Source organism: Streptomyces sp. Ag109_G2-15 (assembly GCF_900215565.1).
Lineage (GTDB): Bacteria > Actinomycetota > Actinomycetes > Streptomycetales > Streptomycetaceae > Streptomyces > Streptomyces diastatochromogenes.
This window is the reverse complement of record NZ_OCNI01000001.1, coordinates 7636062-7661200: the sequence shown is the minus strand read 5'-3', so window position 1 is coordinate 7661200 and position 25139 is coordinate 7636062. Positions and strand designations below refer to the sequence as shown.

General features: G+C 71.3%; 22 protein-coding genes. 9 read left to right on the top strand and 13 right to left on the bottom strand.

Annotated features, from left to right (window positions below):
• Position 1: 1 nt before the first annotated feature.
• On the bottom strand, positions 2-1099 hold the full coding sequence (locus CRP49_RS34465; protein ID WP_097257700.1) for a sugar ABC transporter substrate-binding protein: 1098 nt from the start codon (positions 1097-1099) through the stop codon (positions 2-4).
• 74 nt (positions 1100-1173) lie between these two features.
• Positions 1174-3705, bottom strand: a complete 2532-nt coding sequence (locus CRP49_RS34460) for a SpoIIE family protein phosphatase (protein WP_097256877.1) — start codon at positions 3703-3705, stop codon at positions 1174-1176.
• Positions 3706-3926: 221 nt separating this feature from the next.
• Here CRP49_RS34460 and CRP49_RS34455 point away from each other — a divergent pair, with 221 nt between their 5' ends.
• Genes CRP49_RS34455 through CRP49_RS34445 form a run of 3 tightly spaced genes read left to right on the top strand, consistent with a single transcriptional unit; the run spans position 3927 to position 7114 of the window.
• Complete coding sequence (locus tag CRP49_RS34455) at positions 3927-5015, top strand: substrate-binding domain-containing protein (protein ID WP_097256876.1); 1089 nt, start codon at positions 3927-3929, stop codon at positions 5013-5015.
• Between the two features lie 39 nt (positions 5016-5054).
• Positions 5055-5837, top strand: a complete 783-nt coding sequence (locus CRP49_RS34450) for an ATP-binding cassette domain-containing protein (protein ID WP_097256875.1) — start codon at positions 5055-5057, stop codon at positions 5835-5837.
• A gap of 5 nt (positions 5838-5842) precedes the next feature.
• Entirely contained in the window at positions 5843-7114 is a 1272-nt protein-coding gene (locus CRP49_RS34445; protein WP_097256874.1) for a sugar ABC transporter permease, read from the top strand.
• Between the two features lie 42 nt (positions 7115-7156).
• Here CRP49_RS34445 and CRP49_RS34440 read toward each other — a convergent pair whose 3' ends face one another.
• The 3 genes from CRP49_RS34440 to CRP49_RS48905 all read right to left on the bottom strand — a co-directional run bounded on the left by CRP49_RS34440 (position 7157) and on the right by CRP49_RS48905 (position 10353).
• Complete coding sequence (locus CRP49_RS34440; protein ID WP_097256873.1) at positions 7157-8800, bottom strand: APC family permease; 1644 nt, start codon at positions 8798-8800, stop codon at positions 7157-7159.
• Between the two features lie 107 nt (positions 8801-8907).
• Positions 8908-9864 carry a hypothetical protein gene (locus tag CRP49_RS34435; RefSeq protein WP_097256872.1) on the bottom strand — a complete coding sequence of 319 codons (957 nt, stop codon included), beginning with the start codon at positions 9862-9864 and terminating at the stop codon, positions 8908-8910.
• 210 nt (positions 9865-10074) lie between these two features.
• On the bottom strand, positions 10075-10353 hold the full coding sequence (locus CRP49_RS48905; protein WP_306459762.1) for a hypothetical protein: 279 nt from the start codon (positions 10351-10353) through the stop codon (positions 10075-10077).
• 73 nt (positions 10354-10426) lie between these two features.
• Here CRP49_RS48905 and CRP49_RS34425 point away from each other — a divergent pair, with 73 nt between their 5' ends.
• Entirely contained in the window at positions 10427-11320 is an 894-nt protein-coding gene (locus tag CRP49_RS34425) for an alpha/beta fold hydrolase (protein ID WP_097256871.1), read from the top strand.
• On the opposite strand, the gene CRP49_RS34420 is transcribed toward CRP49_RS34425, so the two are convergent.
• From CRP49_RS34420 to CRP49_RS34385, 8 genes are all read right to left on the bottom strand, one after another.
• Positions 11256-11867 carry a TetR/AcrR family transcriptional regulator gene (locus CRP49_RS34420; protein ID WP_097256870.1) on the bottom strand — a complete coding sequence of 204 codons (612 nt, stop codon included), beginning with the start codon at positions 11865-11867 and terminating at the stop codon, positions 11256-11258. The two genes, CRP49_RS34425 and CRP49_RS34420, sit on opposite strands and share 65 nt — an antisense overlap.
• Before the next feature lie 58 nt (positions 11868-11925).
• On the bottom strand, positions 11926-12828 hold the full coding sequence (locus CRP49_RS34415; protein WP_097256869.1) for a 3-hydroxybutyryl-CoA dehydrogenase: 903 nt from the start codon (positions 12826-12828) through the stop codon (positions 11926-11928).
• A gap of 61 nt (positions 12829-12889) precedes the next feature.
• Positions 12890-14062 (bottom strand): acyl-CoA dehydrogenase family protein, encoded by a 1173-nt coding sequence (locus tag CRP49_RS34410; RefSeq protein WP_097256868.1) that lies wholly within the window; start codon positions 14060-14062, stop codon positions 12890-12892.
• Between the two features lie 37 nt (positions 14063-14099).
• Positions 14100-15272, bottom strand: coding sequence for an acyl-CoA dehydrogenase family protein (locus CRP49_RS34405; protein WP_097256867.1), 1173 nt, complete (start codon positions 15270-15272; stop codon positions 14100-14102).
• Between the two features lie 37 nt (positions 15273-15309).
• Positions 15310-17364 (bottom strand): acetate--CoA ligase family protein, encoded by a 2055-nt coding sequence (locus CRP49_RS34400; RefSeq protein WP_097256866.1) that lies wholly within the window; start codon positions 17362-17364, stop codon positions 15310-15312.
• A gap of 1 nt (position 17365) precedes the next feature.
• Positions 17366-17557 carry a ferredoxin gene (locus CRP49_RS34395; protein ID WP_097256865.1) on the bottom strand — a complete coding sequence of 64 codons (192 nt, stop codon included), beginning with the start codon at positions 17555-17557 and terminating at the stop codon, positions 17366-17368.
• Between the two features lie 132 nt (positions 17558-17689).
• Positions 17690-18955: an NADH-ubiquinone oxidoreductase-F iron-sulfur binding region domain-containing protein gene (locus CRP49_RS34390; RefSeq protein WP_097256864.1), complete on the bottom strand. Its 1266-nt coding sequence runs from the start codon at positions 18953-18955 to the stop codon at positions 17690-17692.
• A complete protein-coding gene (locus CRP49_RS34385) occupies positions 18952-19380 on the bottom strand; it encodes a hypothetical protein (protein ID WP_097256863.1) in 429 nt (142 codons plus the stop codon). Before CRP49_RS34385 ends, CRP49_RS34390 begins: the two co-directional genes overlap by 4 nt.
• Before the next feature lie 419 nt (positions 19381-19799).
• Between CRP49_RS34385 and CRP49_RS34380 the strand changes: the two genes are divergently transcribed.
• The 5 genes from CRP49_RS34380 (at position 19800) to CRP49_RS34360 (ending at position 25125) form a co-directional block, all read left to right on the top strand.
• Positions 19800-20978: an aromatic ring-hydroxylating dioxygenase subunit alpha gene (locus tag CRP49_RS34380; protein ID WP_097256862.1), complete on the top strand. Its 1179-nt coding sequence runs from the start codon at positions 19800-19802 to the stop codon at positions 20976-20978.
• Between the two features lie 171 nt (positions 20979-21149).
• A complete protein-coding gene (locus CRP49_RS34375) occupies positions 21150-22277 on the top strand; it encodes a spermidine/putrescine ABC transporter substrate-binding protein (protein ID WP_097256861.1) in 1128 nt (375 codons plus the stop codon).
• Between the two features lie 2 nt (positions 22278-22279).
• On the top strand, positions 22280-23173 hold the full coding sequence (locus tag CRP49_RS34370; RefSeq protein ID WP_097256860.1) for an ABC transporter permease: 894 nt from the start codon (positions 22280-22282) through the stop codon (positions 23171-23173).
• The gene (locus CRP49_RS34365) at positions 23170-24051 is read left to right on the top strand and encodes an ABC transporter permease (protein ID WP_097256859.1); all 882 of its coding nucleotides are present in this window, start codon (positions 23170-23172) and stop codon (positions 24049-24051) included. The genes CRP49_RS34370 and CRP49_RS34365 overlap by 4 nt, the downstream gene beginning before the upstream one ends.
• Positions 24052-24054: 3 nt before the next feature.
• Positions 24055-25125 carry an ABC transporter ATP-binding protein gene (locus CRP49_RS34360; protein WP_097256858.1) on the top strand — a complete coding sequence of 357 codons (1071 nt, stop codon included), beginning with the start codon at positions 24055-24057 and terminating at the stop codon, positions 25123-25125.
• Positions 25126-25139 lie beyond the last annotated feature (14 nt).

The following is a 25139-nucleotide window of genomic DNA, read 5'->3' as shown; positions in this document are numbered from 1 at the left end:
CTCAGCCGGTCGCCCCGTGATCGTCGAGGCCGGCCTTCTCGCATGCGGGGCGGAGTTGCGGAGTGCAGATCTGCTCGATGGTGTACAAGCGGTCCTTGACCAGCGTCTGCCTGATGTTGGCGGCTGTCACCGCCCTCGGAGCGAGCAGGACGGTCGGGATGTGTCGCGTGGTCAGGCTGTCGGTCGTCGTCGTGGCGATGTCGCGCAGGCTCTCGCCCCGCCCGAGGGCGACGGCCATGGCGGCGGCTGCGGCGGCTTCCGCAGCGAAGGGCTTGTAGACCGTCATGAGCTGTTCGCCCTTGATGATGCGGCGTACGGCGTCGAGGTCGGCGTCCTGGCCGGTTACGGGGGGAAGTCGCCGTACCTGCGCGCTCTTGAGAGCGGCGATGACGCCGGCCGCCATGGTGTCGTTGGCCGCCAGGACGCCGTCGATCCGCCCGGGGCCCAGGGCCGCGATGGCGGCGGACATGTTGGCGTGGGCGTTGTCCATGCTCCAGCCCGGGGTGTCGTACGACCGGCGGATGTTCACCTTGCCGGTGAGGACGGACAGTGCCCCCTTCCTGAACCATGCCGCGTTCGCGCTGGTCGGATCACCGTTCATCATGACGACGTCCCCGCCGTTCGCCCTGTCGCCCATGGCCTTGAGGAGCGCCTCGGCCTGGAGCTTGCCGACCTTCGCACCGTCGAAGGAGACGTAGCCCGAGATCGGGCCTTCGGCGAGCCGGTCGTAGGCGATGACCGGGACGCCGGCCGTGCGCGCCTGCTGGATCGAGGAGCGGAGTGCCCGGGTGTCCGCGGCGTCGAGGATCAGGACCCTGGCCCCCTTCGTGATCATGGAGGTCATCTGCTGCTGCTGTCTGGTCGCGTCGTTGTCGGCGTTGGCGTACTCCAGGCCGCAGCGGGGACACAGATCCTTCAGCCGCTTCTCGATCAGGGGTTTGTCGAAGTGCTCCCAGCGGGGCACCGACCGGCTCGGGAGCAGCAGGCCGACGGTGAAACCGTTCCCGCCCATCCTGTCGTTTCCTGCGCAAGCCGCCAGGGGGATCGCCAGGAGCCCCGCGGCGAGCGCCGCGACGAGGTGCCGGGTACGGGTTCTCATGGCGAACTCCCCCGGATCATGGCCGACTCCCCGGGTCATGGCCGACTCCCCGGGTCATGGCCGACTCCCCCGGTTCATGGCGGACTCCCTGAGTCCGTCCTGATCCCCGGGTCCGGGCGTTCCGGATCGCGCGGTGGTACGACGATCTCGCTCCACACCTGCTTGCCGCTGGCCACCGGCATGGAGCCGAAGGACTCCGACATCGCCTCCACCAGGAGCAGGCCCCGGCCGCCGGTCGACTCCCAGTCGACGATCACCGGCTTGGCGGGCGCGCGGGGGGACGAGTCGCTCACGCAGACACGCAGCCGGTCCCCGCGGAGCGTCAGGTCGACGTGGACCGGTCCCTGGGTGTGCACCAGGGCGTTGGTGACGAGTTCGGAGACGACCAGCAGCACCGCGTCGGCGACCTGTTCGATGTTCCAGCGGCGCAGCGTGCGCGCGGTGAATCGGCGGGCGTGCATGACCGCGTCCGGCAGCCGCCACACCGCCCATCCGGCCCGTATCGGCCGGGTCTTCATGCCGTCGTAGCGCAGCAACAACAGCGCCACGTCGTCCTCGCGACGGCCGCCGTCACCCAGCAGTTCGTCGGCCACCCGCCCCGGGTCCGACGGGTCGGCCACGGCGAGTGCGGTGCGGGTGCGCTGCATGCCCTCGTCCAGGGGGAGGTCGGCGGCCTCGACCAGGCCGTCGGTGACCAGGGCGAGCAGCGTGCCGGGGGCGAGTGCGACCGACGTCATGGGGAACTCCGCCTCGGCGGAGATGCCCAGCGGGAGCGCGCCCTCGACCTGTATCTCCTCGGTGCTGCCGTCGGGATGCCGTACGAGCGGTGCGAGATGTCCGGCCCGGACGAACAGGGTGTTGCCCTGCTCCATGTCGAGTTCGGCGTAGCAGCAGGTGGCGAACAGATCGGTCTCCATGCCGACGAGGAGGCGGTTGGCGTGGGAGACCACCACGTCCGGTGGGTGGCCCTCCACCGCGTACGCCCTGACCGCGGTACGCATCTGGCCCATGATCGTCGCCGCTGCGGCGCTGTGTCCTTGCACGTCTCCGATGACCAGCGCCACCCGGTCCTCGGAGAGGGCGATGACGTCGTACCAGTCGCCGCCCACCTGCAAACCCCGGCGGGCGGGCAGATAGCGGGCGACGGCGGTCCCTCCGGACAGTTCGGGCAGGCGCCGGGGCAGCAGGCTGCGCTGCAGCATCGTGGCGAGTTCCTGCTCCGCGTCGTGTGCGTGGGCACGCTTGAGGGCCTGGCCGACCAGCGCCGCGGTCGCGGTCAGCTGGGAGCGTTCCTCGGGGACGAACTCGTGCGGCCGGTCCCAGCCGATCAGGCACAGGCCGGCGGCCCGCCCCTGGGCGGGCAGCGGCAGGACCGCCAGACCTCCGGGGCCGATGCCCGTGAGTCCGGGTTCGACGGCCGTACCGGCGGGCCACAGGTCCATCCGTCCGTCCCGCAGTGCCAGCTGCAGGGTGGGCAGGGCGCTGACCGGTGTGGCGGGCCACTGCGAGCGCCACTCCGAACGCCACACCTCGGGCCAGGCGGCGGGCTCCGGCGGGTCGAGCACGGTGACCACGAGCCGGTCGTCCTGCAGCTCGGCGAGGGCCACCCGGTCGGCGCCGAGCGGCTCCCGGAGGGCGGTGACCACCACCCGGCTGACGTCGGCGACCGTGGTGGCGTCGTCGAGTGCGGCGGTCAGCCACTGGATCCTGGAGACGTCGTCGGTGCTCCGGGGCAGGACCGAGGTCGCCGTCACCACACCCAGCACCTGCTCCGGCCGGTCGCCGGTGCCGGCGAACACCCGGCAGCTCAGGCTCAGCCAGCGCATGCCACCGGTGGGGCGGCGGACCCGGAACTCCAGCGCCCGGCCGCCGAGCGCGTGCGCGGACGGCTCGAGGACCGACATCAGCGCGTGCATGTCCTCCGGGAGGGTGTGCGCGAGCAGGGTGTCCGCCTTGCCGTCGAACTCGTCCGGCGTGATACCGACCAGCTCGAGGAGCGTCTCGTCCGCCTCGATCAGGCCGGTGTCCGGCACCAGGGCGAACGAGCCGACGCGCAGGCGCCGCAGGGCGGGGCCCAGCAGCGGCGACGGCGTGGGGCCCCCGGTCGCCGTATGGAGCAGGCCGGCGACCGCGTCGGCGTACCGCTCCAGGAAGCGCTGTTGCTCGGGCTCGAAGCCGTCCGCGCTCGCGCCCACGGCGACGAGGCAGCCCAGACGCCTGCCCTCCGCCCGCAGCGGCAGCGCGGCCAGCGATGTCTGCGCTCGCGGCGGCCTCGGGCCGCCCTCGGGGAAGGAGGCGAGTGCCGCGGGGTTCAGCCACAGCGTCCGGCCCGTGCGGACGACCTGGGCGGCGGGTGAGTCACCGGACAGGGGCAGGCGCTCGGGCAGCCCGCACTCGGGGGCGGCGCGACCGGCGGTCTCCACCCGTCGAAGCTCTTCCGTCCCGGCACCGAGCACATAGACCGCTGCCAGCGCCGCTCCGGCGAACGTCAGTATGCGGACACTCGCGGCGGCCTCGGGCACCGGCGGCGGGCCGGTACCGGCGGAGTCGGCGTCGGATGCCCGCAGCTGTGCGACTCCGGCCCTGGCACTGCCGTCATGGGGCATGTCCGCACCTACCTCCCGTCCAGGCCGAGGTGCCGACAGAGTGCGATGAGGCCCTTACACCAGAATCGCATATAAGGACTAACCGGACAGGCCGATGGCCCGGAAGCCGGGTTCGCAGATCACCGCGGCCGGTGTCACACTGACGGCGTGGCCGTCTTCGCGGCCAGTCGTCTTCCCGGCCAGCTGTCTTCCCGGCCAGCTCGTTCAGGGAGGTCTCTCCGATGAAGGCCTTCATGGGAAACGCGGCCATGGCCATGGCCGCCGCCTCGGCGATCTTCGCCGTCGCGGCCTGCGGGACGAGCGCCGGGAACAGCTCCGCAGGGGGAGATTCGCCGACGATCGGTGTGCTGCTGCCGGACGCCACCACCGCCCGTTGGGAGACACAGGACAGGCCCCTGCTGGAGAAGACGATCAAGGACTTGTGCCACGACTGCGTGATCGAGTACGCCAACGCCAAGAACGACGTGGCCATCCAGCAGGAACAGATGGAATCGATGATCACCGAGGGGGTCGACTCCATCCTGCTCGTGCCCGTGGACGCCAGGTCGCTGCGCCCCACGGTCCAGAAGGCGCACGAGGCGGGCATCCCGGTCATCGCCTACGACCGGCTCGCCGAGGGCCCGATCTCGGGATACGTCTCCTTCGACGGTGAGGAGGTCGGCAGACTCCAGGGCCGCGCGCTGCTGAAGGCCATGGGCGACAAGGTGCACGGCGGCCAGATCGTCATGATGAACGGCGATCTCACCGACCCCAACGCGGTGGCGTTCAAGAAGGGCGCTCTGTCCGTGCTCAAAGGGAAAGTGAAGATCGGCAAGTCGTACGACACGCAACAGTGGCGGATGGAGGCAGCCAACATGAACATGAACGCCGCCATCGCCGCCCTCGGCCCCGACGACATCCAGGGGGTCTACGCCGCCAACGACGGCCTGGCCGCCGGAAGCATCTCCGCCCTCAAAGCGAACAAGGTCCAGCCGCTGCCCCCCGTCACCGGCCAGGACGCCGAACTTGGCGCCGTGCGGCGTATCGTCGGCGGTGATCAGTACATGACGGTCTACAAGCCGTTCAAACCCGAGGCTTCCGCCGGCGCCGCCATGGCCGTGGCGGCGGCCCGCGGCGACAGCCTCGACCGGGTCGCCACGACCAAGGTGCGGACCCGCGGCGGGACGGAGGTTCCGGCCGTCATGCTCACCCCGGTGTCCGTGACCGCGCCCGACATCAAGGACACCCTGGTAAAGGACGGCGTGTACACGGTCCGGCAGATCTGCACCCCTCAGCTCGCGGCCGCCTGCAAGCGGGCCGGGCTGACCTGACAGCGCGGTTCCCGACCGCGGCCGTGCCCCGGGAAGGAGATGGTTTCCGTGCCGGCTCCCCCGCTGCTGGCGCTGCACGGCGTGTGCAAGCGCTTCGGTGTCGTCGATGTCCTGACGGACATCGAGCTGGAGCTCCACGCCGGCCAGGTCCTCGCCCTGATGGGCGACAACGGGGCCGGCAAGTCCACCCTGGTCAAGGTGATCTCCGGCGTCGCCCCCGCGGACAAGGGCACCATCGAGTGGGAGGGCCGGCCCGTCCACATCAGGCGTCCGCACGACGCCCGCGCCCTCGGCATCGCCACCGTCTACCAGGACCTCGCGCTGTGCGGGAACCTCGACGTCGTCGGCAATCTCTTCCTCGGCCGGGAGATCCGCAGGTTCGGTTTCCTCGACGAGGTGGAGATGGAACGCCGCAGCAGACACCTGCTGGAGCGGCTGACCAAGGGCGTCCCCGATCTGCGCGGCCCCGTCGTCTCCCTGTCCAGCGGCCAGCGGCAGACCGTCGCCATCGCTCGCTCCCTGCTCGGTGAACCGCGGGTCCTGCTCCTCGACGAACCGACCGCGGCGCTGGGCATCGAGCAGACCACCGAGGTACTGGACCTCGTCGACCGGCTGCGGGACCGCGGTCTGGGCGTGCTGCTCATCAGCCACAACCTGGGGGATGTGAAAGCCCTCGCGGACCGGGCCGCCGTACTGCGGCTGGGCCGCAACAACGGCTTCTTCGACGTGAACACCGCGTCTCAGGAGCAGATCATCTCCTCCATCACCGGTGCCACGGAAAACGTGCCCCGCCGGATGGCGCACCAGGAAGCGGGGTGGTGAAAGGGATGCACGACATGGCGGACCACACGCGAGCCGAATCCTCCGCACCCACCGCCGAGGCCCCTCGGCCGCACCGCATGCGGGCGGTCACCCAGGCCCTGGAGGGCTGCACCGCCGTCTTCCGGCACAAGCTGCGCGCCGGCGAACTGGGCTCGCTCCCCGTCATCCTCGTCCTCGCCGTGGTCTGGATCACCTTCCAGTCCCTCAACGCGAACTTCCTCTCGCCCCGGAACCTGTCCAATCTCAGCGTGGACATCGTGGGTACGGGTCTGATCGCGGTCGGCATCGTCTTCGTGCTGCTCCTCGGCGAACTCGACCTGTCCGTCGGCTCGATCAGCGGCCTCGCTGCGGCGGTCTTCGCCGTTCTGAACGTGAACCAGGGCGTGCCGGAATGGCTCGCGCTCATCGTCGCGGTGCTCACCGGGACCCTGGCGGGAACGATCCAAGGCTTCTCCTTCGCCAAGATCCGTGTGCCGGCGTTCGTCGTCACCCTCGCCGGACTGCTGACCTGGAACGGCGTCATGCTCGCCATCCTCGGGACGAGCGGCACCGTCAACCTCGACGAGAACGGGCTCGTCGCCAAGCTGACCAGCTACTACTTCACCAACCACGCCGCCGCCTACGGACTGGCGGCCCTCGGCACGGGCATGGTCTTCCTCGGGTCCTACCTGGAGCGACGGCGCCGCAAGGCCGTCGGCATGCCGTACCGCTCGCTCCGGGGCATCGCGGCACGTACGGCAGTACTCGCGGTGATCACCTTCGCCGCCGCATATGTGCTCAACCGGTTCCAGGGTCTGCCGCTGGGCCTCCTGATCTTCCTCGTCGTGGTGGCCGGCCTCGACATCGTTCTCCGGCGCACGCACTACGGACGACAGGTCTACGCCCTCGGCGGCGGGGTCGAGGCGGCCCGTCGGGCCAGTCTCAGCGTGCTGCGGGTACAGACCGCGGTGCTCGCGGTCTCGGGCACCATGGCCGCGCTGGGCGGCCTGTTCCTGGCCTCGCGCATCACCTCGGTGAGCCAGGGTTCGGGCTCGGGTGTGCTGCTGCTCAACGCCATCGCGGCAGCGGTCATCGGTGGCACCAGCCTCTTCGGAGGACGCGGTACGACCTGGTCCGCGGTGCTCGGCATCCTGGTCATCCAGTCGATCGCGTCGGGCATGGCACTCACGGACACCCCCACCGCGGTCCAGCTCGTGATCACGGGCGGGGTGCTCTTCGCCGCGGTGGTCATCGACTCGCTGTCGCGGCGCTCGCAGGAAGCCCACGGACGGGCGTGACCCGTTTCGTGCCCGACGGCGGTCATTCGTGCTGGACGGCGGTCAGAGGATGGTCTCCTCCTCCGGGACGACGACCTGGTCGACCATGCTCTGGATCTGCTCGCTCGGCAGGGCGACCGCCAGGGCCCAGTAGTAGACGAGGAGGCTGAACGCGGTGACGACGCCGATGTCCCACCACAGCGGGAACCAGGGGTGCTTGAGGGGCCCGAAGTCGCTGAGGTAGACGATGAGGCCCATTCCGACGAGGTAGACGGGCAGCCACTGCGCGGCGTGCAGGTCGAGCTGGGGCGTGATGGGATTCATCTTGAACACGCGGTTGGCGATCAGGATGACGTAGCCGATGAGGATGGCGACGCCGAGCTTCCAGTCGGTGTCCCAACCGGACCACAGGATCAGCAGGTTGGCCACGACGAAGGCCAGCGGCGACATCCAGCTGCCGCCGGGCAGCCGGTAGGGGCGGTGGGCGTCCGGCAGGCGGTTGCGGAACACGCCGAAGGACAGTGGGGCGCCGGCGTACATGAGCACGCTCGCGCTGGTGATCAGCCCGACCAGGGAACGCCAGCTCGGGAAGGGCAGGAAGCAGACGCAGCCGATCACGAACGCGGTGATCAGGCCGACCCACGGGACGCCGCGCCGGTTCGTGGCCTCGAACGCGGTGGGCACATAGCCGTTGCGGCTCAGGCCGTAGGAGACCCGGGACGAGCCGGTGATGTAGATCAGGCCGGTGCCGGCCGGCGAGATCACGGCGTCGAGATAGAGGACCGTCGCCAGCCAGCCGAGGCCGATGAGCGTGGCGATCTGGGCGAACGGTCCACTCAGGGCGGTGAACGCGGAGGTGGCCCAGTGGCTGCCGATCTGGGACGCGGGCAGAGCGGCGAGGAAGGTCACCTGCAGGAGGATGTAGATGATGATGCCGAGGACGATGGACCCGATCACCGCGCGCGGAATGTCGCGCTTGGGGTTGGCGCTCTCGCCGGCGAGCTGGTCGGCCTGCTCGAAGCCGAGCAGCGCGAAGATGATGCCGCTGGTGGAGACGGCGGACAGGATGCCCTTGGCCCCGTAGGGGTCGAATCCGTCGGCAGCGGTGAAGTTGCTGGTGTGGAACTGGGCGACGGCCAGCACGAAGATCGTCACCAGCGGGACGCCGACCTTCCACCAGGTCGCCGCGCTGTTGGTGCGGGCCAGCAGCCGGATGCTGAGGAAGTTGATGGCCGTGATGACCGCCATCAGACCGACCGCGACGGCGATGCCGGTCGGGGTCAGGACGTGCTCGCCGCCCTTGATCTTCTCCCAGCCGCTCGCCCAGGAGTAGTGCTGGGCGTACGTGATCATCGCCAGCACCTCGATGGGTGCCACGGTGGCCGCCTGCAGCCAGGAGAACCAGCCGAAGGACGCGCCGGCGGCCCCGCCGAAGGCGTAGTGCGGGAAGCGGGCGGTGCCGCCGGAGACCGGGTACATTCCGCCGAGTTCGGCGTGCACCAGCGCCAGGATCAGGATGGCGACGCCGCCGATGGCCCAGGAGATGATCGCCGCGGGCCCGGCCGCCGCCAGCGCCCCCTGAGCACCGAACAGCCACCCGGATCCGATGATCGACCCCTCCGAGGCCCAGATGAGCCCGACGAAGCCGATCTCGCGCCGCAACCCCGGGCGGGTTCCTGAGGCAGGTGCCTTCTCCGATGTGGCCATGCCCCACACCCCCTCAGTAGGTGATGCTCCCACCATCGTGCCACGGTGTGACGCAACCGGCGTTCGGGTGGCGTCACCGACGTTTTGACGGTGCGGGGGGGGGCGGATCACTGCCCGGCGGTGGCTCTCCGCTGTGCCTGGTCGAACTCCGTCAGAGGGTCGCCGTCGGCATGCCAGGGCCACCCGGTGACGGTGCCGCCGAGCGCCTCGAAGACCGGTCGGGCCTCGCGGCGCCGGTCGGCGGCCATCAGCGCGTAGGCGAGGAGGTTGAGGTCGGCAAGAGCCTTGGCATGGTGGAGGAATCCCGGCTGCACCCAGGTCCGGGCCACGCGGTCGAGTGCCTGGGCGGCCATCGCCTGGGACCAGTGGTTCCGCGCCACCAGCGCCTCGAATCCGCCCCGGCCGAGGACGGAGTGGTACTGCAGGACCTGGGCGGTCAGTTCCGTCGCCGCGCAGGGCGCGTTCGCCGGCATACGGGCGCCCAGGGCGTCCACGAACTCCAGGACCTGGATGCGTGAGCCCGCCTCTTCCGGGGTGAGATAGCCCAGCATGTTCAGGTAGGCCTCGCGGTTCCAGCGATCGCGCGTGAGCACCTCGTTCCACACCCCGAACACCTGGGACTGCTCCCAGCGTTGCGTGCGCGCCAGCCCCAGGAGGACCACCCAGGGAGTGGGGTCCTCCGGAGCGAGTTCGGCGGCACGGAGACAGGCGTCTGTGGCGTCGCCCGTGTCCTCCGGGCGCCCCTGCGAGCGGGCACGTGCCAGCTGTGTCCAGGCGTGCAGCACGAGCGCGCTCGCGTTGTGCGGCTCGCGCGTCGCCCAGGACCGCGGCAGATGCGAGTCGGCCAGGTAGTCCGCCAGGACGCCCAGGCGGTGCGTGCGGCGGTCCCAGTCCCCCGGATCCTGGTCCAGGAGACGGGACATCTGCGCCGCGCACAGGTCCGTCGTCGCGATCGTTCCGGTCCTCGTCGTCGCCAGCAGGGACTTCAGCAGCCTGCCCAGGTCCTGGTCGTCGAGTTCCGGGGCGAGGCGGGCCCTTTTGCGGCGACTTGAAAGAAAAGCCATGCCGGGAGGCTAGAGGCGGCCAGGATTCACGCAAGGTTTCAGCCAAGATCGTTATGGATTACACGAATCACCTGGGCTGCGTGACCCTGGGGTGGCCGGGTGGCCGGGTGGTCGGGCGGTCAGTTCGGTCTGGGATTCCGGGGTGCAGGCGGAGACGGGGGTGCGGCGGATGTACCACTCGGTGGAGAAGAGCCGCGTTCTAGCCTCCTGCTACAGGCCGGCGATCAGGCCGGGTACGGCTCCCCGTTGTACCTCGGTGCGATGAGCCAGTACGGCGGCGATCTTCTGTTCCATCCAGGGGCCGACGTCGACGGTCGCGGTGACCTGTTCGTCCGGAACGGAGTACGTCGCCTTGTGGGCGCCGACCACATCCTTCAGGGCCGACGCGGCGGAGAGGACGCCCGCGCCGCCCTGGCGATCGCGCCGGCGGCCGTGCGGTCGGTGCGGGAGGGGGCGCCGGTACACCTCGAGGACAGCCGTCTCGGACACACTGGCACCTGACCGGTACAGCGGCACCCGACCGCTACCGGCGGCAGCGCCTCGTCGAGAACGGAGTGCATGGATGCGCAGTGGCATGTTCGAGGTCGACCACGCCGAGCTGTACTACGAGATCCGCGGCGGCGGGCCGGCGCTGCTGCTCATCAGCGGGGCGGGCGGCGATGCCGGGTACTACAGTGCCGTCGCCGACGAACTGGCGGACGCGTTCACGGTGGTCACCTACGACCGGCGAGGCAACTCGCGCAGCACCGGACGCAGCGGTACGCCCATGCGGCTCGCGCAGCAGGCGGCCGACGCCCGCGAGCTGGTCGCGGGCCTGGCCGGTGGCCGGGCGCTGGTGTTCGGCAACAGCGGTGGCGCGATCATCGGGCTCACGCTGGCCTCGTCGTATCCCGAGGTGGTGTCGGGGCTGATCGCGCACGAGCCGCCCGCGGTGAACGTCCTGCCCGCCGACGATCCGGCGCGGGGCTTCTTCCCGGAGCTGGCCGCGCTCTACGCGGAGGGCGGCGGCCCGGCGGCGGGCCGCCGGTTCGCTGAGACGGTACGCGGTGAGGGGACGTATCGCTGGCCGGACGACCTGTGGCAGCGGTTCCTCACCAACCAGGAGCACCTCTTCGGATCCGAGTGGCCGGGCTTCGCCGCCTTCCGGCCCGACGAGGCCGCGCTGAAGGCGGCGCCCTTCCCGATCGTGCTCGGCGCCGGCGCGGAGGACCGCGGGCTGTACTATGCGCGGCCCTCCGTCGAGATCGCCCGCCGGATCGGTGCGCCATGGACCGAATTCCCCGGCATCCACATGGAGTTCCTCCGCAACCCGGTGGCGTTCGCCGCGGCGCTGCGGACGCTGGCGACCCAGATGCACACTGGCGGCGGCCGGGTGCCCGAGCTGTGGGAGGTCAGTCCACCGGCACCGCGTCCGGCAGGCCCAGCGCCGCGGACACCTGGCGCCAGATGGCCGTGAGGGCGCTGTCCAGGGTGACCGTCGGGTCGCGGAGCATGAGGCGGATGCCGTAGCCGTCGCTCAGGGACAGGACGAGTGTGCTGAGGGCGTCCACGTCGGTCGGCGTGAACTCGCCGGACGCGATGCCGCGTCGTACCGCGTCGGCCACCCAGGTGTGCAGCTGCGCGTACAGGTCCACGGCGAAGGCCCGGGTGGTCTCGTCGCGCAGGGCCCGGGCCCACAGTTCCTGCCACAGCCGCCAGTCCTGGCGCAGTTCGGGATCTGTGGGCAGCAGGCTGCGCAGGATGCGGGCCAGGACGACCGCCGCCGGCGCCGTCTCCGCGTCGCGGTCGACGTCGACGGCGGTGTGGGCGAACGAGTGGGTCATCGCCTCGGTGAACAGCTTCTCGCGCGTGTCGAAGTGGTAGTGCAGCAGCGCCGTCGACACACCGGCCCGCTCGGCGACCATGCGCATGCGGATCTTCTCGAAGCCGATCTCGGCGATGACCTCGCACGCCGCGGTCAGGATGCGCTCGCGTGTGTCGGCCGTGCGCACCTTCGTGGACACCCCGCGGCTCCCCTCGTTCGGTGGTCGTACGCCGTGACTATCTTCCCTCACCTTTCCCTCACCGCGGCCTCGCCGGTGTCGCCGTCTCACGCTGCGGCTCTTCCTCGTACACGTGGAAGCCCCGGCCGGACTTCCGCCCCAGCAGGCCGGCCTCCACCATCCGGGACAGCAGAGGCGGGGGCGAGTAGTGCGGCTCGCGGAACTCGGCGTACAGCGATTCCGCGATGGCGTGGGTGGTGTCCAGGCCGATCAGGTCCGTCAGGGCCAGCGGGCCGAGCGGGTGCGCACAGCCGAGGACCATCCCGCGGTCGACGTCCTCGGCGGTCGCGCTGCCCGACTCCACCATGCGGACGGCGGCCAGCAGGTACGGGACGAGGAGCGCGTTGACGATGAATCCGGCCTTGTCCCGGGTCCGTACGACCTCCTTGCCAAGGGTGCCGGTCACGAAGGCCTCGGCCCGTGCCGTGGTGGTGGGCGAGGTCAGCAGCGACGGGACTAGTTCGACGAGCCGCAGGACCGGTACGGGGTTGAAGAAGTGCACGCCGACGACGCGGTCGGGGCGGGTGGTCGCGGTGGCGAGCCGGATGACCGGGATGGCGGAGGTGTTGGTCGCGAGGATCGTGTGGTCGCCGGTGATCACGGAGTCGAGGCGGGTGAAGACGCCGAGTTTGAGGTTCTCGTCCTCCGGCACCGCCTCGATCACCAGGTCGTGGTCGTGCAGCGCTTCGATCTGGTCGACCACGGTGATCCGGGCCGCTGCGGCCTCTCGCCGTTCCGCGCTGAGCCTGCCGTGTGCGACGGCCCGGTCGAGCGAGCGGGTGATGCGCAGCAGGCCCGCACGGGCCGCCTCCGCGTCGCGTTCGACGACCGTCACCGGCACGTCGGAGCGTGCACAGACCTCGGCGATGCCGGCGCCCATCAGGCCGCAGCCGACGACTCCGACGCGCTCGATGTCGGTCATCCGTCTTCCTTTCCCATCAGTGGAGACATTCGGTGGCGCCATTCAGTGGCGATATGGGGTGTCAGGCGGCGGGCAGGTCCAGAACCCCCGTGCCGCGCCTGACGAGTTCGTTGGCGATGATCAGCCGCTGGATCTCGGAGGTGCCCTCCCAGATCCGGTCGACGCGCAGCTCGCGGTAGAGCCGTTCGACGGCGTACGAGCGGTCGTAGCCGCGGCCGCCGTGGATCTGCAGGCAGCGGTCGATCACGCGGCCCGAGGCCTCGCTCGCCGAGAGCTTGGCGATGGCCGCCTTGGCGTGCAGGCGCTTGCGGTCCTCGGCCGAGGCCTGGTCGATCTCCCAGGCGACCTGGTGGGTGTAGGCGCGGTTGACGGCGATGTCGACGGCGCTGTCCGCGAGCATGCCCTGGATCAGCTGGTACGACGCGATCGGCGCCCCGAACTGCTCCCGCTCCACCGCCCAGTCACGGGCCAGCTCCAGGGCTCGTTCGGCCGCGCCCGTCGTGCGTGCCGCGATCATCAGGCGCTCTTCGGTGAACCACGAGCGCGTGATGTCGTAGCCCTCGCCGATGCCGCCGAGCACGGCGTCCTCGCCGACCTGGACGTCGGTGAAGGTGAACTCGGGGTGCTCGTAGACGAAGGTGTGCATGAAGCGCGGTACGCGCGTCATCTCGATGCCGGGGGTGTCCTTGTCGACGAGGAAGAGCGTGGGCGCGCGGTCCGGGCCCGCCGCGGCGAGCACGATCATGAAGTCGGCGTGGTCGCCGACGGTGACGAACCACTTCTCCCCGTTGAGCACCCAGCCGTCGTCGTTCTTCGTGGCCGTGGTGGCCAGGTTCTGCGGGTCGGAGCCCGCGCCGGGCTCGGTGACGGCGTAGCAGTCGCGCCGCTCGCCCCTGATCACGGGGACGAGGAAGCGCTCGCGCTGCTCGGGGGTGCAGAACCTGAGGGCGTTGGCGGGGCGCCACACCATGTCCCACAGGGCGCCGGTGAGCCGGCCCAGTTCCTCCTGCACGGTGACCTGCTCGGCGATGGTGAGTCCGGCGCCGCCCCACTCGGCCGGCATGTTCACGGCCTGGAGTCCGGCGTCGAGCACCGCGTCGCGGATCTTGGCGTGGGCGCTCGCGGGGAGGCCGTTGTTCTCCTCGCACTGCAGCTCGTAGGCGGTGATGAAGTCGGTGAGGGCGCGCGCGTCGGCCTTCAGCTGGGCCTGGCGCGGGGTGAGGCGGAAGTCCATGGAAGTCCTCGCTGTGGGGTGATCGGGGTGGGCGGTTTCAGTGGACGGGCAGTGCGAGGGCGCGGGTGCCGCGCTTGATCAGCTCGTTGGCGATGATCAGCCGCTGGATCTCGGAGGTGCCCTCCCAGATCCGGTCGACGCGCAGCTCGCGGTACATGCGCTCGACGGCGTACGAGCGGTCGTAGCCGCGGCCGCCGAAGATCTGCAGACAGCGGTCGGCGACCCGGCCTGCGGCCTCGCTGGCGGCGAGCTTGGCGGTGGAGGCCTTGGCGTGCAGTGTCTTGCGGTCGGTGTGCGGCTGGTCGGCTTCCCAGGCGACCTGGTGGGTGTAGGCACGGTTGACGGCGATGTCGACGGCGCAGTCGGCGAGCATGCCCTGGATCAGCTGGTACGACGCGATCGGCGCCCCGAACTGCTCCCGCTCCACCGCCCAGTCGCGCGCCAGTTGCAGGGCGCGCTCGGCCGCGCCGACGGTGCGTGCCGCGATCATCAGGCGTTCGTCGGTGAACCACTCCTTGGTCAGCTCGTAGCCGTTGCCGACACCGCCGAGGACGTCCTCGTCGGCCACGAAGACGTCGGTGAAGGTGAACTCGGGATGCCCGTTGACCGCGGAGTGCATGAAGTGCGGGACCCGTGTCATCTCGACTCCTGGTGCGGCCTTGTCCACGAAGAACAGCGTGGGCAGCCGCTCGGGGCCGGCGTCCGCCTGCACCAGCAGGAAGTCGGCGATGTCTCCGCAGGTGACGAACCACTTCTCCCCGTTGAGCAGCCAGCCTCCGTCGGTGCGGGTGGCCGTGGAGGTGCCGGCGGACGGGTCCGAGCCCGCGCCCGGCTCGGTGACGGCGAACGCGTCGAACTTCTCCGCGCGGATCACCGGCAGCAGGTACTTCTCGCGCTGCCGCTCGTCGCCGTACGCCAGGACGTTGGCGGGCCGCCAGGGAATGTCCCAGAGGCAGTTGGTGACCTTGCCGAACTCCTCCTCGACGATGACTTGGTCCAGGAGGCTGAGGCCGGCGCCGCCCCACTCGGCGGGCATGTTGATGGCGTAGACACCGGCGTCCATGGCGGCGCGGGTCAGTTCGGTGACGAGCTGCTGCGGCAGGGGCCCGCCGGCCTGCTCGGACTGGTCCTCGTAGCGCATGAGCAGGCGCGCGTACTCGGCGGCGCGGCGCTTCAGGTCGACCTGTTCGGGGGTGTAGCGCATGTCCATGGGGGCCTCTTCGGTCGGTGGGCGGCGTGCGGGTGGGTCAGGCGAGTACGGCGCGCGAGTCCAGGGCGAGGACGCCGCCGGGCTGTACGAGAAGGGGGTTGACCTCGATCTCGGCGATCTCGGGGTGGGCGGCTGCGAAGGCGGTGATCGTCTCGACGGCCGCCGCGGCCGCGGTGACGTCGACGGGCGGCCGGCCACGCACTCCGTCGAGCAGGGCGGCGGTGCGCAGTCCGCGCAGCAGGCTCAGGGCGCGGTCGGCGGGTACGGGGGCCAGGGTGAAGGCGACGTCGTGCAGTGCCTCGGCCAGTACTCCGCCCAGGCCCACCATGGCGACCGGGCCGAAGCGCGGGTCCCGGTTGACGCCGACGATCAGCTCGATGCCGTCGGTCAGGTCGGCCATCGCCTCCACGGAGTAGGAGGAGGCGCCGAGCCGGGCGTGCATCTCGCGGAACGCGGCGAGCAGTTCGCCGGGGCCGGCCAGGCCCAGTGCCACGCCGCCCGCGTCGGACTTGTGCAGCAGGTGCAGGGCCTTGAGGACGTAGGGGCCGGTGAACACGCCGGTGGCGGCGAGTAGTTCGGCCTCGTCGTGGATCTCCCGGGCGGCCGGGAAGGCGAGTCCGGCCGCTTCGAGGGCCCTGCGGGTCTCCATGTAGCCGCTCTCATGGAGCGGTGACGCGGCCCGGGGAAGCCGTGTGACACCGGTGTCCGGTGTTCCGGGTGCCGTCGCGGCGAGGGCGCGGGCGGCGTCCTCGGTGGCGGCGAAGACCGGGATGCCGGCCGAGGTGAGGGTGCGGCAGCTGGGGGACTCGGGGTACATCGACTGCACCACGAGGGGTTTCGCGGTGGCCCGGTGGCGGGCCGCGATGAGGCGCGCGGCCGCCTGTTCCCCGTCCGCGAGTACCGTACCGCCTCCCCCGAGCCCGCCGTCGGCGGCCGTGTAGCCGCCGAAGTAGCCGGTCATCAGGACGGCGTCGACCTCCTCGGCCGCGAGCAGCGCGGCGACGGTCTCCGCGTACGAGCCGGGGTCCTGCTCCCCCATTCCGGCGAGGTCCACCGGATTGGCGACGGCCGACTGTGCCCACAGGGCCTCCCGCAGGAGCTGCCGCGTCGGCTCCCGGAGTTCGGGCACGGTCAGGCCCGCCGCCTCGACGGCGTCGGCGGCGACCACGCCGTGGCCGCCGCCGTCCGTGAGGACGGCGACCCGGCGGCCGGCCGACCGCCGTGCGCTGTTCAACGCGGCCAGGACGACGGTGAGTTCACGGGGCGTGGCGACCAGTTCCACACCGGCGTCGCGGCAGGCCGCGGTGACGACGTCGGCGGAGGTGGTGAGCGCGCCGGTGTGCGACTGCGCGCTGCGTGCGGAGGCGTCGCCGCGTCCGGCGGTCAGCAGCACCACGGGCTTGCCGGCGTCGGCGGCCGCCTCGGCGAAGGCGCGTCCGTCGGCGAAGTCCTCCGCGTAGACCGCGATGGCGTGCGTGCCCTCGTGCCGGGCGCAGTCGGCGAGCAGGTCGACGAGGGTGACGTCGGCCTGGTTGCCGAGCGAGACGAAGCGGGAGAAGCCGAGGCCGTGCGGGCGGAAGCGGAGCTGGAGTTCGAGGGCGAGGTTGCCGCTCTGGCTGAGGAGCGCGATGCCGCCGGGTGCGAAGGTGTCGGAGGCCAGGAAGAGGTCGGTGGTGTTGTCGGCCAGGCCCAGGCAGTTGGGGCCGATCAGCACGGCACCGGCGGCGCGCACGCGTTCGGCGACGGCTCGCTGGCGGGTGCGCCCCGCTTCGCCGGTCTCGGCGAACCCGGCGGTGATCGCGACGATCGCCCGGGCCCCGCACCGCAGCGCCTCGTCGACGGCGTCCTCGAAGCCGGCGGCGGGCACGGAGACCACCGCCAGGTCGACGGGCTCGCCGATCGCGCTCAGGCTGGGGGCTGCGGTACGGCCGAGCACGGTGCCGCCACGCCGGTTGACCAGGTGCACGGGGCGGTGGCCGTTCGCGCGGATGGCCTGGGCGGCGATGGCATGGCCGTACTTGGCCGGGTCGTCGCTGGCTCCGACGACGGCGACGGAGACGGGGTCGAAGAGGGCCGACAGGTCACGTCCCATGTCACTTCACCAGCCGCAGCGCGGAGTTGGGGCAGGCGGCGACGGCTGCTTCGGCGGCGTCCGCGCCGCCCTGCGGGACGTCGTGCTCGCGCACCCGCGCGTAGCCCCACTCGTCGAGTTCGATCAGCTCGGGCGCGGGTTCCTGGCAGAGGCCGTAGCCCTGGCAGCGGGTGGAGTCCAGCAGGAGTTTCATGGTGCGGTCCTTTCGATGCGGCGGGGTGCGGGGGCGGGGCGGGGGTCCGGATGCGGCTCAGGAGGCCGGATGGGGCTCAGGCGTCCGGACGCGGCTCAGGGCCCGGAAGCGGCTCAAGGGCCCGGACGCGTCTCAGGGCACCGGCACCGTGAACCGGCGCCCGTCCTCGGGTGCCGCCTCTGCGCAGGCGGGGCAGGCGGAGCGGCGGTGGGCGTCGACGCGGTCGGGGAAGTGGGCGAGCAGGGTGGCGACGATGCGGGCGGCGGCGTCGAGCAGCCCGCAGGCCCCGCGGCCGGGCAGCTGCCGCGACCAGCGGTGCAGCTTGTCCGCCGCCTCGTCGCCCGCCTGGCCGCGAGCGACGGCCGTGAGGGTGCGGGCCAGTGCTCCGGTGCCGGAGACGCACACCCCGCACTGTCGGGCGCTCTGTGCCGCGAGGTAGGCGGCGGCCTCGGTGGCCACGGCGACCGGGCAGTCCTCCGGATGCAGGAAGTGCAGCGCCCCGCAGCCGAGGCCTCCGCCGGCCGCCCGCAGGCGGTCATGGTCGAGGGGGAGGTCCGTCCAGCCGGTGCCGTGCAGGCCGCCGAAGAGGCCGCCCAGCAGGACTGCCGGGGCTCTGCCGTGCCCGCACAGGTCGGCGAGGACCTTCAGGTGGGTACCGGCGGGCACCTCGGCCAGTGCGGACGCGCCACGGACCCCCGAGAGGGTCACCAGATGGGTTCCGGCGACGGCGCCCGCGGCCTCGGGACGCGAGTACATCAGCGCGATGCGTGCCAGCGTCTCGACATTGGCCACGAGGGTGGGCGCGCCGCCGACACCGCGCTCGTAGGGGCGCGGGGGTTTCGCCGTGGGCAGCGCCGGGCCGCCGTCGATGCGTCGTACGACCGCGGTCTCCTCCCCCGCGACGTAGGTGTGCTCCGTACGTACGACGTCGATGCGCAGCCTGGGGGGACACTCGGCGAGGGCCCGGCGCACGGCCCGCTCGGCGGGACCGTCGGAGAGGTACACACAGCCGCGCTCGGCGCCGGTCATGGCCGCGACCAGGCGGATGCCGTCCAGGACCACGTGCGGCCGGTGCCGCAGCAGCCAGCGGTCCTTCACCGAGCCCGGCTCGCCCTCCTCACCGTTGGCGACGACGACGGGCGGGCCCGGTGCGTCGCGGACGGCGTGGATCTTGACCGCGGTGGGGAACCCGGCCCCGCCGCGGCCGCGCAGCCCCACGGCGGCGATCCGGTCGAGCAACCGGTCGAGCAATCGGTCGGGCGCGGTCAGGGGTGCGTAGCCGCCCGCGGCCAGGTACCGGGAGGCGTCCTCGCTGCCGCCGGACAGCCAGGCGCCGGACAGCAGCGGGGCGAGGAGGCCCGGCCGGCCTTCGGGGAGGAGGGAGAAGACGCCGGTCATGCGGTGCTCCTGGGGTCGCGGTGGCTGGAGGGGACGGTGTGGTCGCGGTCTCTCAGCCGCACCAGCGCCCGTTCCAGATCCCGCCGTTGCGTGGCGGTGCGCACGTATCCGGCCCCGGGCAGGCCGATCAGCATGCGGTGGTGGTCGAGGACGACCTCGCCGGCCACCAGTGCCGGCCGCGGGTCGGCGGTGGCGGTCGGCGCGGCGGCCTCGACGACCAGGTCGGTGACCTCGCGGAGGTAGCGCAGCCAGCCGCGTTGCGTGCCGCGCAGCACCAGCCGCTCGACGCGGTGCCGCTCGGCGGCGACGAGGGCCGCCGGCGGGCGGTCGTCCACCGGGGCGCGCAGGGCGGCCACCGCGGCGGGCAGTTCCTGTTCGGGCTCCGGCGTGAGACCGAGCCAGACGAGACTTCGGCGAGCGCTCATGGGTGCCTCCGGGGGCGCACCGTCTCCGGGTGATCCGAAGAGCGGGGTGGCGCGGCGACGGCGTGGACGGGGATGCTCCGGCACCGCGACGTGAGGGGTGGGGAGCTGTGCGGGGCCCGGCCGGGACCGGGCAGGGCGTGGGCGGTGACGGGGGGTGTCCGGACCGGTGCGAGATGCACGGTCGTCGGCCCACCACGACACTAACTAACTAATTAGTCAGCCCACAAGTCTTGACTTGATCCCGCCGCGGTCGCACTCTGACTAACCAATCAGTCAGCCGGATCCCGGCAGGTCCTGACGGCTCAGCCGATGCGTACGCCTCGCCTGACCCGTACGCCTCGCCCGACGCCGTACCTGCCGTCCGTTCCGGGCACAGCCTCACCGCCCATCGCCGCCGCCGCGGCGCGGAGGAGGACCCCATGCACCCCTCGCCCACCCGGGCAGCCGACACCGTCTCCGCTGCCCCGCCGGAACCGCCCCCCGAGCACCCCGGGGAAGCCCTGCCGGCCCGCTACTACACGGATCCGGCCGTCGCCGAGGCCGAGACCGAGCGCATCTTCGCCAAGTCCTGGCAGCTCGTCTGCCACGAATCCGACCTCCCCGGACCCGGCGCACGCCTCACCGCAACCGCCGCCGGCCGGGAGGTGCTGGTCGTCCGCACCGAGGACGGCGGCCTCGCCGCCCACCTCAACGTCTGCCGGCACCGCGGCACCCGCCTGGTCACAGCCCCGGAGCCGTCCGGCAAGGCGATCCGCTGCCCGTACCACGGCTGGACCTACAAACTGGACGGACGCCTCGTCGGTGCCCCCGAGGCGCGCCGGATCCCCTGCCTGGACAAGCCCCGGCTCGGACTGCACCCGGTCAACGTGGAGTCCTTCCTCGGGTTCGTCTTCGTCAACCTCGACATGGAGGCGACCCCGCTCGCGGAGAGCTGCGCCGGGCTCGCCCAGGCCGTCGGCCACTACGCGGACCCCGGCCTCATCCCCGTCGGCAAGCACCGCATCCACGACCTGGCGGGCGGCGAGCAGCAGAACGCCAACTGGAAGGTGATCGTCGACAACTACCTCGAGGGCTACCACGTCCCCGTCGCCCACCCCGCGCTCATGCGGCTGCTGGACTACCAGGCGTACACGGTGGACGTTCAGGAGAACTACGTCCTGTTCGAGTCCCCGCTGCGCGACAAGGCCTCCTCAAACTGGACCGAGCGGCTCTACCAGCGCCTCGCGACCCCGATGCCAGGACTGACCGAGGCCGACCGGCGCGTGTGGCGGTACGCCGTGATCTATCCGAACACGCTCATCGACTTCTACCCTGACCACGTGCTCGCGTGGACCGCCCTGCCCACCGCCCAGGACCGGGCGGCGATCCCCGGCGGCTTCTACACCCGGCACGGGGAGAGCGTCCGCACCCGGCTGGCCCGGCGGCTGAACATCCACATCGGCTGGGTCACCAACGACGAGGACGCCGAGCTGGTGGAACGCGTGCAGGCCGGCCTGACCACGCCCGGTTTCGAGCCGGGACCGCTGTCGCAGCGCGAGGCCGCCGTCGGCTGGTTCGCCCGCCGGGTCCGGGACGACCTGGAGGGGGACACCCGGTGACGCCCTCCCGCACGCTGTACGCCGTACGCCTTCCGTCGGGCTTACCCCTCCCCTTCTGACGCACACCAGCACCCTCCCCAGACCGGTCTTCACTACGGAGTCAGGGCCTCCGTGAGCCGACCAGCCGGTCCGCCCTGGACTTGTGCCGTTCCTCGACGGAGAGGACGCTCCATGTCCCCCGAGGTATCCCCACCCCCGCCCCGCCGCGCCGTGCTACAGGCAGGCGCCTACGGCCTGCTCGGTGCGGCGGCCGCGGGCTGCGGGTTCATGCCCGCGAAAACACCCGACGCCCAGCAGCTCGCCCCGGTCAAGGCGCGCGTCGACGGCGATCTCGTCTACTTCAACTGGGCCGACTTCGTCGACCCGTCCGTGTTCAAGGGGTTCGAGAAGGAGTACGGCGTCAAGGTCATCCAGTCGAACTTCGACTCGATGGAAGGCATGGTCGCCAAGCTCAACGCCGGCAACCGCTACGACATCGTCTTCCCCACCGCCAAATGGGCTCAGCGCCTGGTCCGCGGCGGCCGGCTGCGCCGTATCGACCACTCCCAACTCACCAACGCACACGCCATATTCGGCACGTACGCGTACTTCGCCGACCCCTGGTACGACCCCGGCTCCGCGCACACGGTCCCCTTCACCGCGTACAAGACCGGCATCGGCTGGCGCCGCGACCGGATCGGTGAACTGACCGGATCCTGGCGGGACCTGTGGAGCGACAAGGCCGAGGGCAAGGTCTTCCTGCTCGACGACCGCGACGAGGTCCTCGGCATGGGCGCCCTCGCGCTCGGTCTGCCCGTCAGCACCGGGGGCACCGGTGACCTCGACCGCATCACCTCCCTGCTGAGCACGCTGCGCCCGCGGCTGCGCGGCTTCTCCAGCGACAGCTACAACAACCTCCTCAACGGCAACGCGGTCATCACCCAGGCCTGGAGCGGCGACATGGCCGCCATGCTCAACCAGGCCAAGGACCCCTCCGTGTTCGGCTTCGAGGCCCCGAGGGAGGGCACGCCGATCAACTCCGACTGCTACGCCATCCCCTGGAACGCCCCGCACCCCGGCACCGCGATGCTGTTCATCGACTACATGCTGCGGCCGGAGAACGTGAAGAAGAACATCGAGTACATCGGCTACCCGATGCCGGTGGCCGGCTCCGAGAAGACCTACGCCGAGCTGGTCAAGCCGTTCCCCGAGTGCCTGGTCACCGAGGACGACCTGAAGGCGGACCTGTTCTTCCGCAACGGCGGCCGCGCGGCGGAGGACGCCCGCGACACCGCCTGGACACATGTGAAGGCGGGCTGACCATGGCACTGTTGCGCCCCTCTTCCCGCACCGGCCGCCGGGACACCACCGGAAACCGGATGTGGGTCTGGTTCATGCTGCCGGGCACGCTGTGGATGACCGGCTTCCTGATCGCCTCGCTGGTCCTCGTCGCCGTCCTGGCGGTCGGCACCACCGACGACCTCGGCAACCCGCGCTTCGGCTTCGACCTGTCCGGCGTACGCGCCCTCGCCGATCCCGCCTACACCGAGGTCCTGGCCCGCTCGCTCGGCTACGCCCTGCTCACCTGCGCGATCTGCCTGCTGATCGCCTACCCGGTGGCGTACACCATCGCCCTGTACGGCGGACGGTACAAGCACGCGCTGATCGCCGCGATCGTGGTGCCGTTCTTCGCCAACTACCTGGTGCGGATGTACGGCTGGTCGGTCGTCCTCTCCGACGACGGGCCCGTGCTGCGCGCCCTGCGCGCGGTGGGGCTGGCCGACGGGAGCACGAAGATTCTCAACACCGGCGTCGGCGTCGTCGCGGGACTCGTCTACGGCTTCGTCGTCTTCATGATCATCCCGCTGTACGCGGCCCTGGAGCGGCTGGACGTCTCCCTCATCGAGGCCGGCCGCGACCTGTACGGGGGCCCGGTCCGCACCTTCCTCTACGTCACCCTGCCCGCCACGCGGCAGGGCGCGGCGGCCGGACTCGTGCTGGTCTTCCTGCCCGCCATGGGCGACTTCGTCAGCGCACAGCTCATGGGAGGACCGGACCAGATCATGATCGGCAACCTCATCCAGGACAAGTTCTTCCAGGGCCAGAACTGGCCGCTGGGCTCCGCGCTCACCATGCTGCTGATGCTGGTGCTGCTGATCGGGATGTTCGGCTACCTGCGGCGCACCCGCAAGGACGAGGCGGAGGCCCGCCGATGACCATGGTCAAGCTGCCCTCCGCCACCACCCCTTCCCGGCCGACCGCCCGTATCCGCACGCGGCGCGGCCGCGCCGACCGCAAGCCGCGGATCCTGATCGCCGTCACCGGCCTCTTCTTCGCCCTGCTCTATCTCCCCATCGCCGTCGTCGCCCTCTTCTCCCTCAACTCCAAGAAGTCCCTGACCGTCTTCGGCGGGTTCAGCCTGCGCTGGTACCGGGCCTTCGTCCACGACGACGTCCTCATCTCGTCGCTCGGCACCAGCCTGCGGATCTCCCTGGTGGCGATGGCCGGTTCGGTCGTCCTCGGCGTGGCGCTGGCGCTCGGTCTGGTCCGCTGCCGCACCCGGCTCGGCTCGCTGGCCGGCCTGATCATGCTGGTGCCGCTGATCACGCCGGAGATCGTCACGGGCGTGGCGTCGATGCTGCTGTTCAAGGGCCTGGGCGTGGCCCTGTCCACCGGCACGGTGATGCTCGCCGAGATCACCTTCTCGATCTCCTACGTGACGGTCATCCTCCGGTCCCGGGTGGCCGCGCTGAACCCGGAGGTGGAGGAGGCCGCGATGGACCTGGGCGCCACCCGCTGGCAGGCGGTCCGTCTGGTGACCCTGCCGGCCCTGCTCCCGGCCGTACTGGCCAGCGCCGTGCTGATCTTCGCGCTCGTCTTCGACGACTTCGTGCTCGCCTACTTCACCACCGGCGTCGACCCCCAGCCGCTGTCGGTGCGGATCTACTCGGCGATCCGCTTCGGGGTGCAGCCCACGATCAACGCGGTCGGCACGCTGATGCTCGCGGGATCGATCGCCCTGATCGCCCTGGCCCTGTTCATCCCGCGCCTCTTCGGCCGCCGCGGCGGCCTCGACATCCTCTCCGGAGAGTGATCCATGGACGCGACCCCCGCCGTCCGGCTCGACGGCGTCTCCAAGCGGTTCGCCGACTCCTACGCCGTCCACCGTCTCGACCTCGACATCGAGGCCGGCCACTTCTTCTCCCTGCTGGGCCCCTCCGGCTGCGGCAAGACCACCTCGCTGCGCATGATCGGCGGGTTCAGCGACCCCAGCGAGGGCTCGGTGCTGCTCGCCGGTGAGGACGTGACCGCGCTGCCGCCGAACCGGCGCAACGTCAACACGGTCTTCCAGAGTTACGCGCTGTTCGACCACCTCAGCGTCGCCGACAACGTCGCCTTCGGGCTGAAGCGCCAGGGCGTCGCCAAGGCCGAGATGCGGCAGCGGGTCGGCGAGATGCTGGACCTGGTCCAGCTCGCCGGCCTCGCCGACCGCAGACCCCGTACCCTCTCCGGCGGCCAGCGGCAGCGCGTCGCGCTCGCCCGCGCGCTCGTCAACCGTCCGGCCGTCCTGCTCCTCGACGAACCGCTGGCCGCCCTCGACCTGAAGCTGCGCCGGCAGATGCAGGTCGAGCTGAAGCAGATCCAGCGCGAGGTCGGCATCACCTTCGTCTTCGTCACCCACGACCAGGACGAGGCGCTGACCATGTCCGACCGGATCGCGGTCATGAACGAGGGCCGCATCGAACAGTGCGGCACCCCCGAGGACGTCTACGAACACCCCGCCACCCGCTTCGTCGCCTCCTTCATGGGCACCTCGAACCTGATGACCGGCACCTACCGGGGAGGTGAGGTCGCCCTGGAGCAGGGGCCCGCCCTGCCGGTCGGCGCCCGGACCGGCATCGCGGACGGCACCGCCGTGAGCGTGTCCGTGCGCCCCGAGAAGATCTGGCTGTCGGACTTCGAACCGGGCATGTCGATGCTGCGCGGGGTGATCCGCGAAACCGTCTACAGCGGCCCGACCACCACGTACCTGATCGAACTCGCCCCGGGCGTCACGCTGTCGGTGCTGGAGCAGAACACGGCCCGTGCGCGCATGGAGGACCGCTGGAGCGGCGGCGAGACGGTGGAGTTCGGCTGGCGGCCCGAACACTGCCTGGTCCTGGCCTGACCCCGTCCCTGACG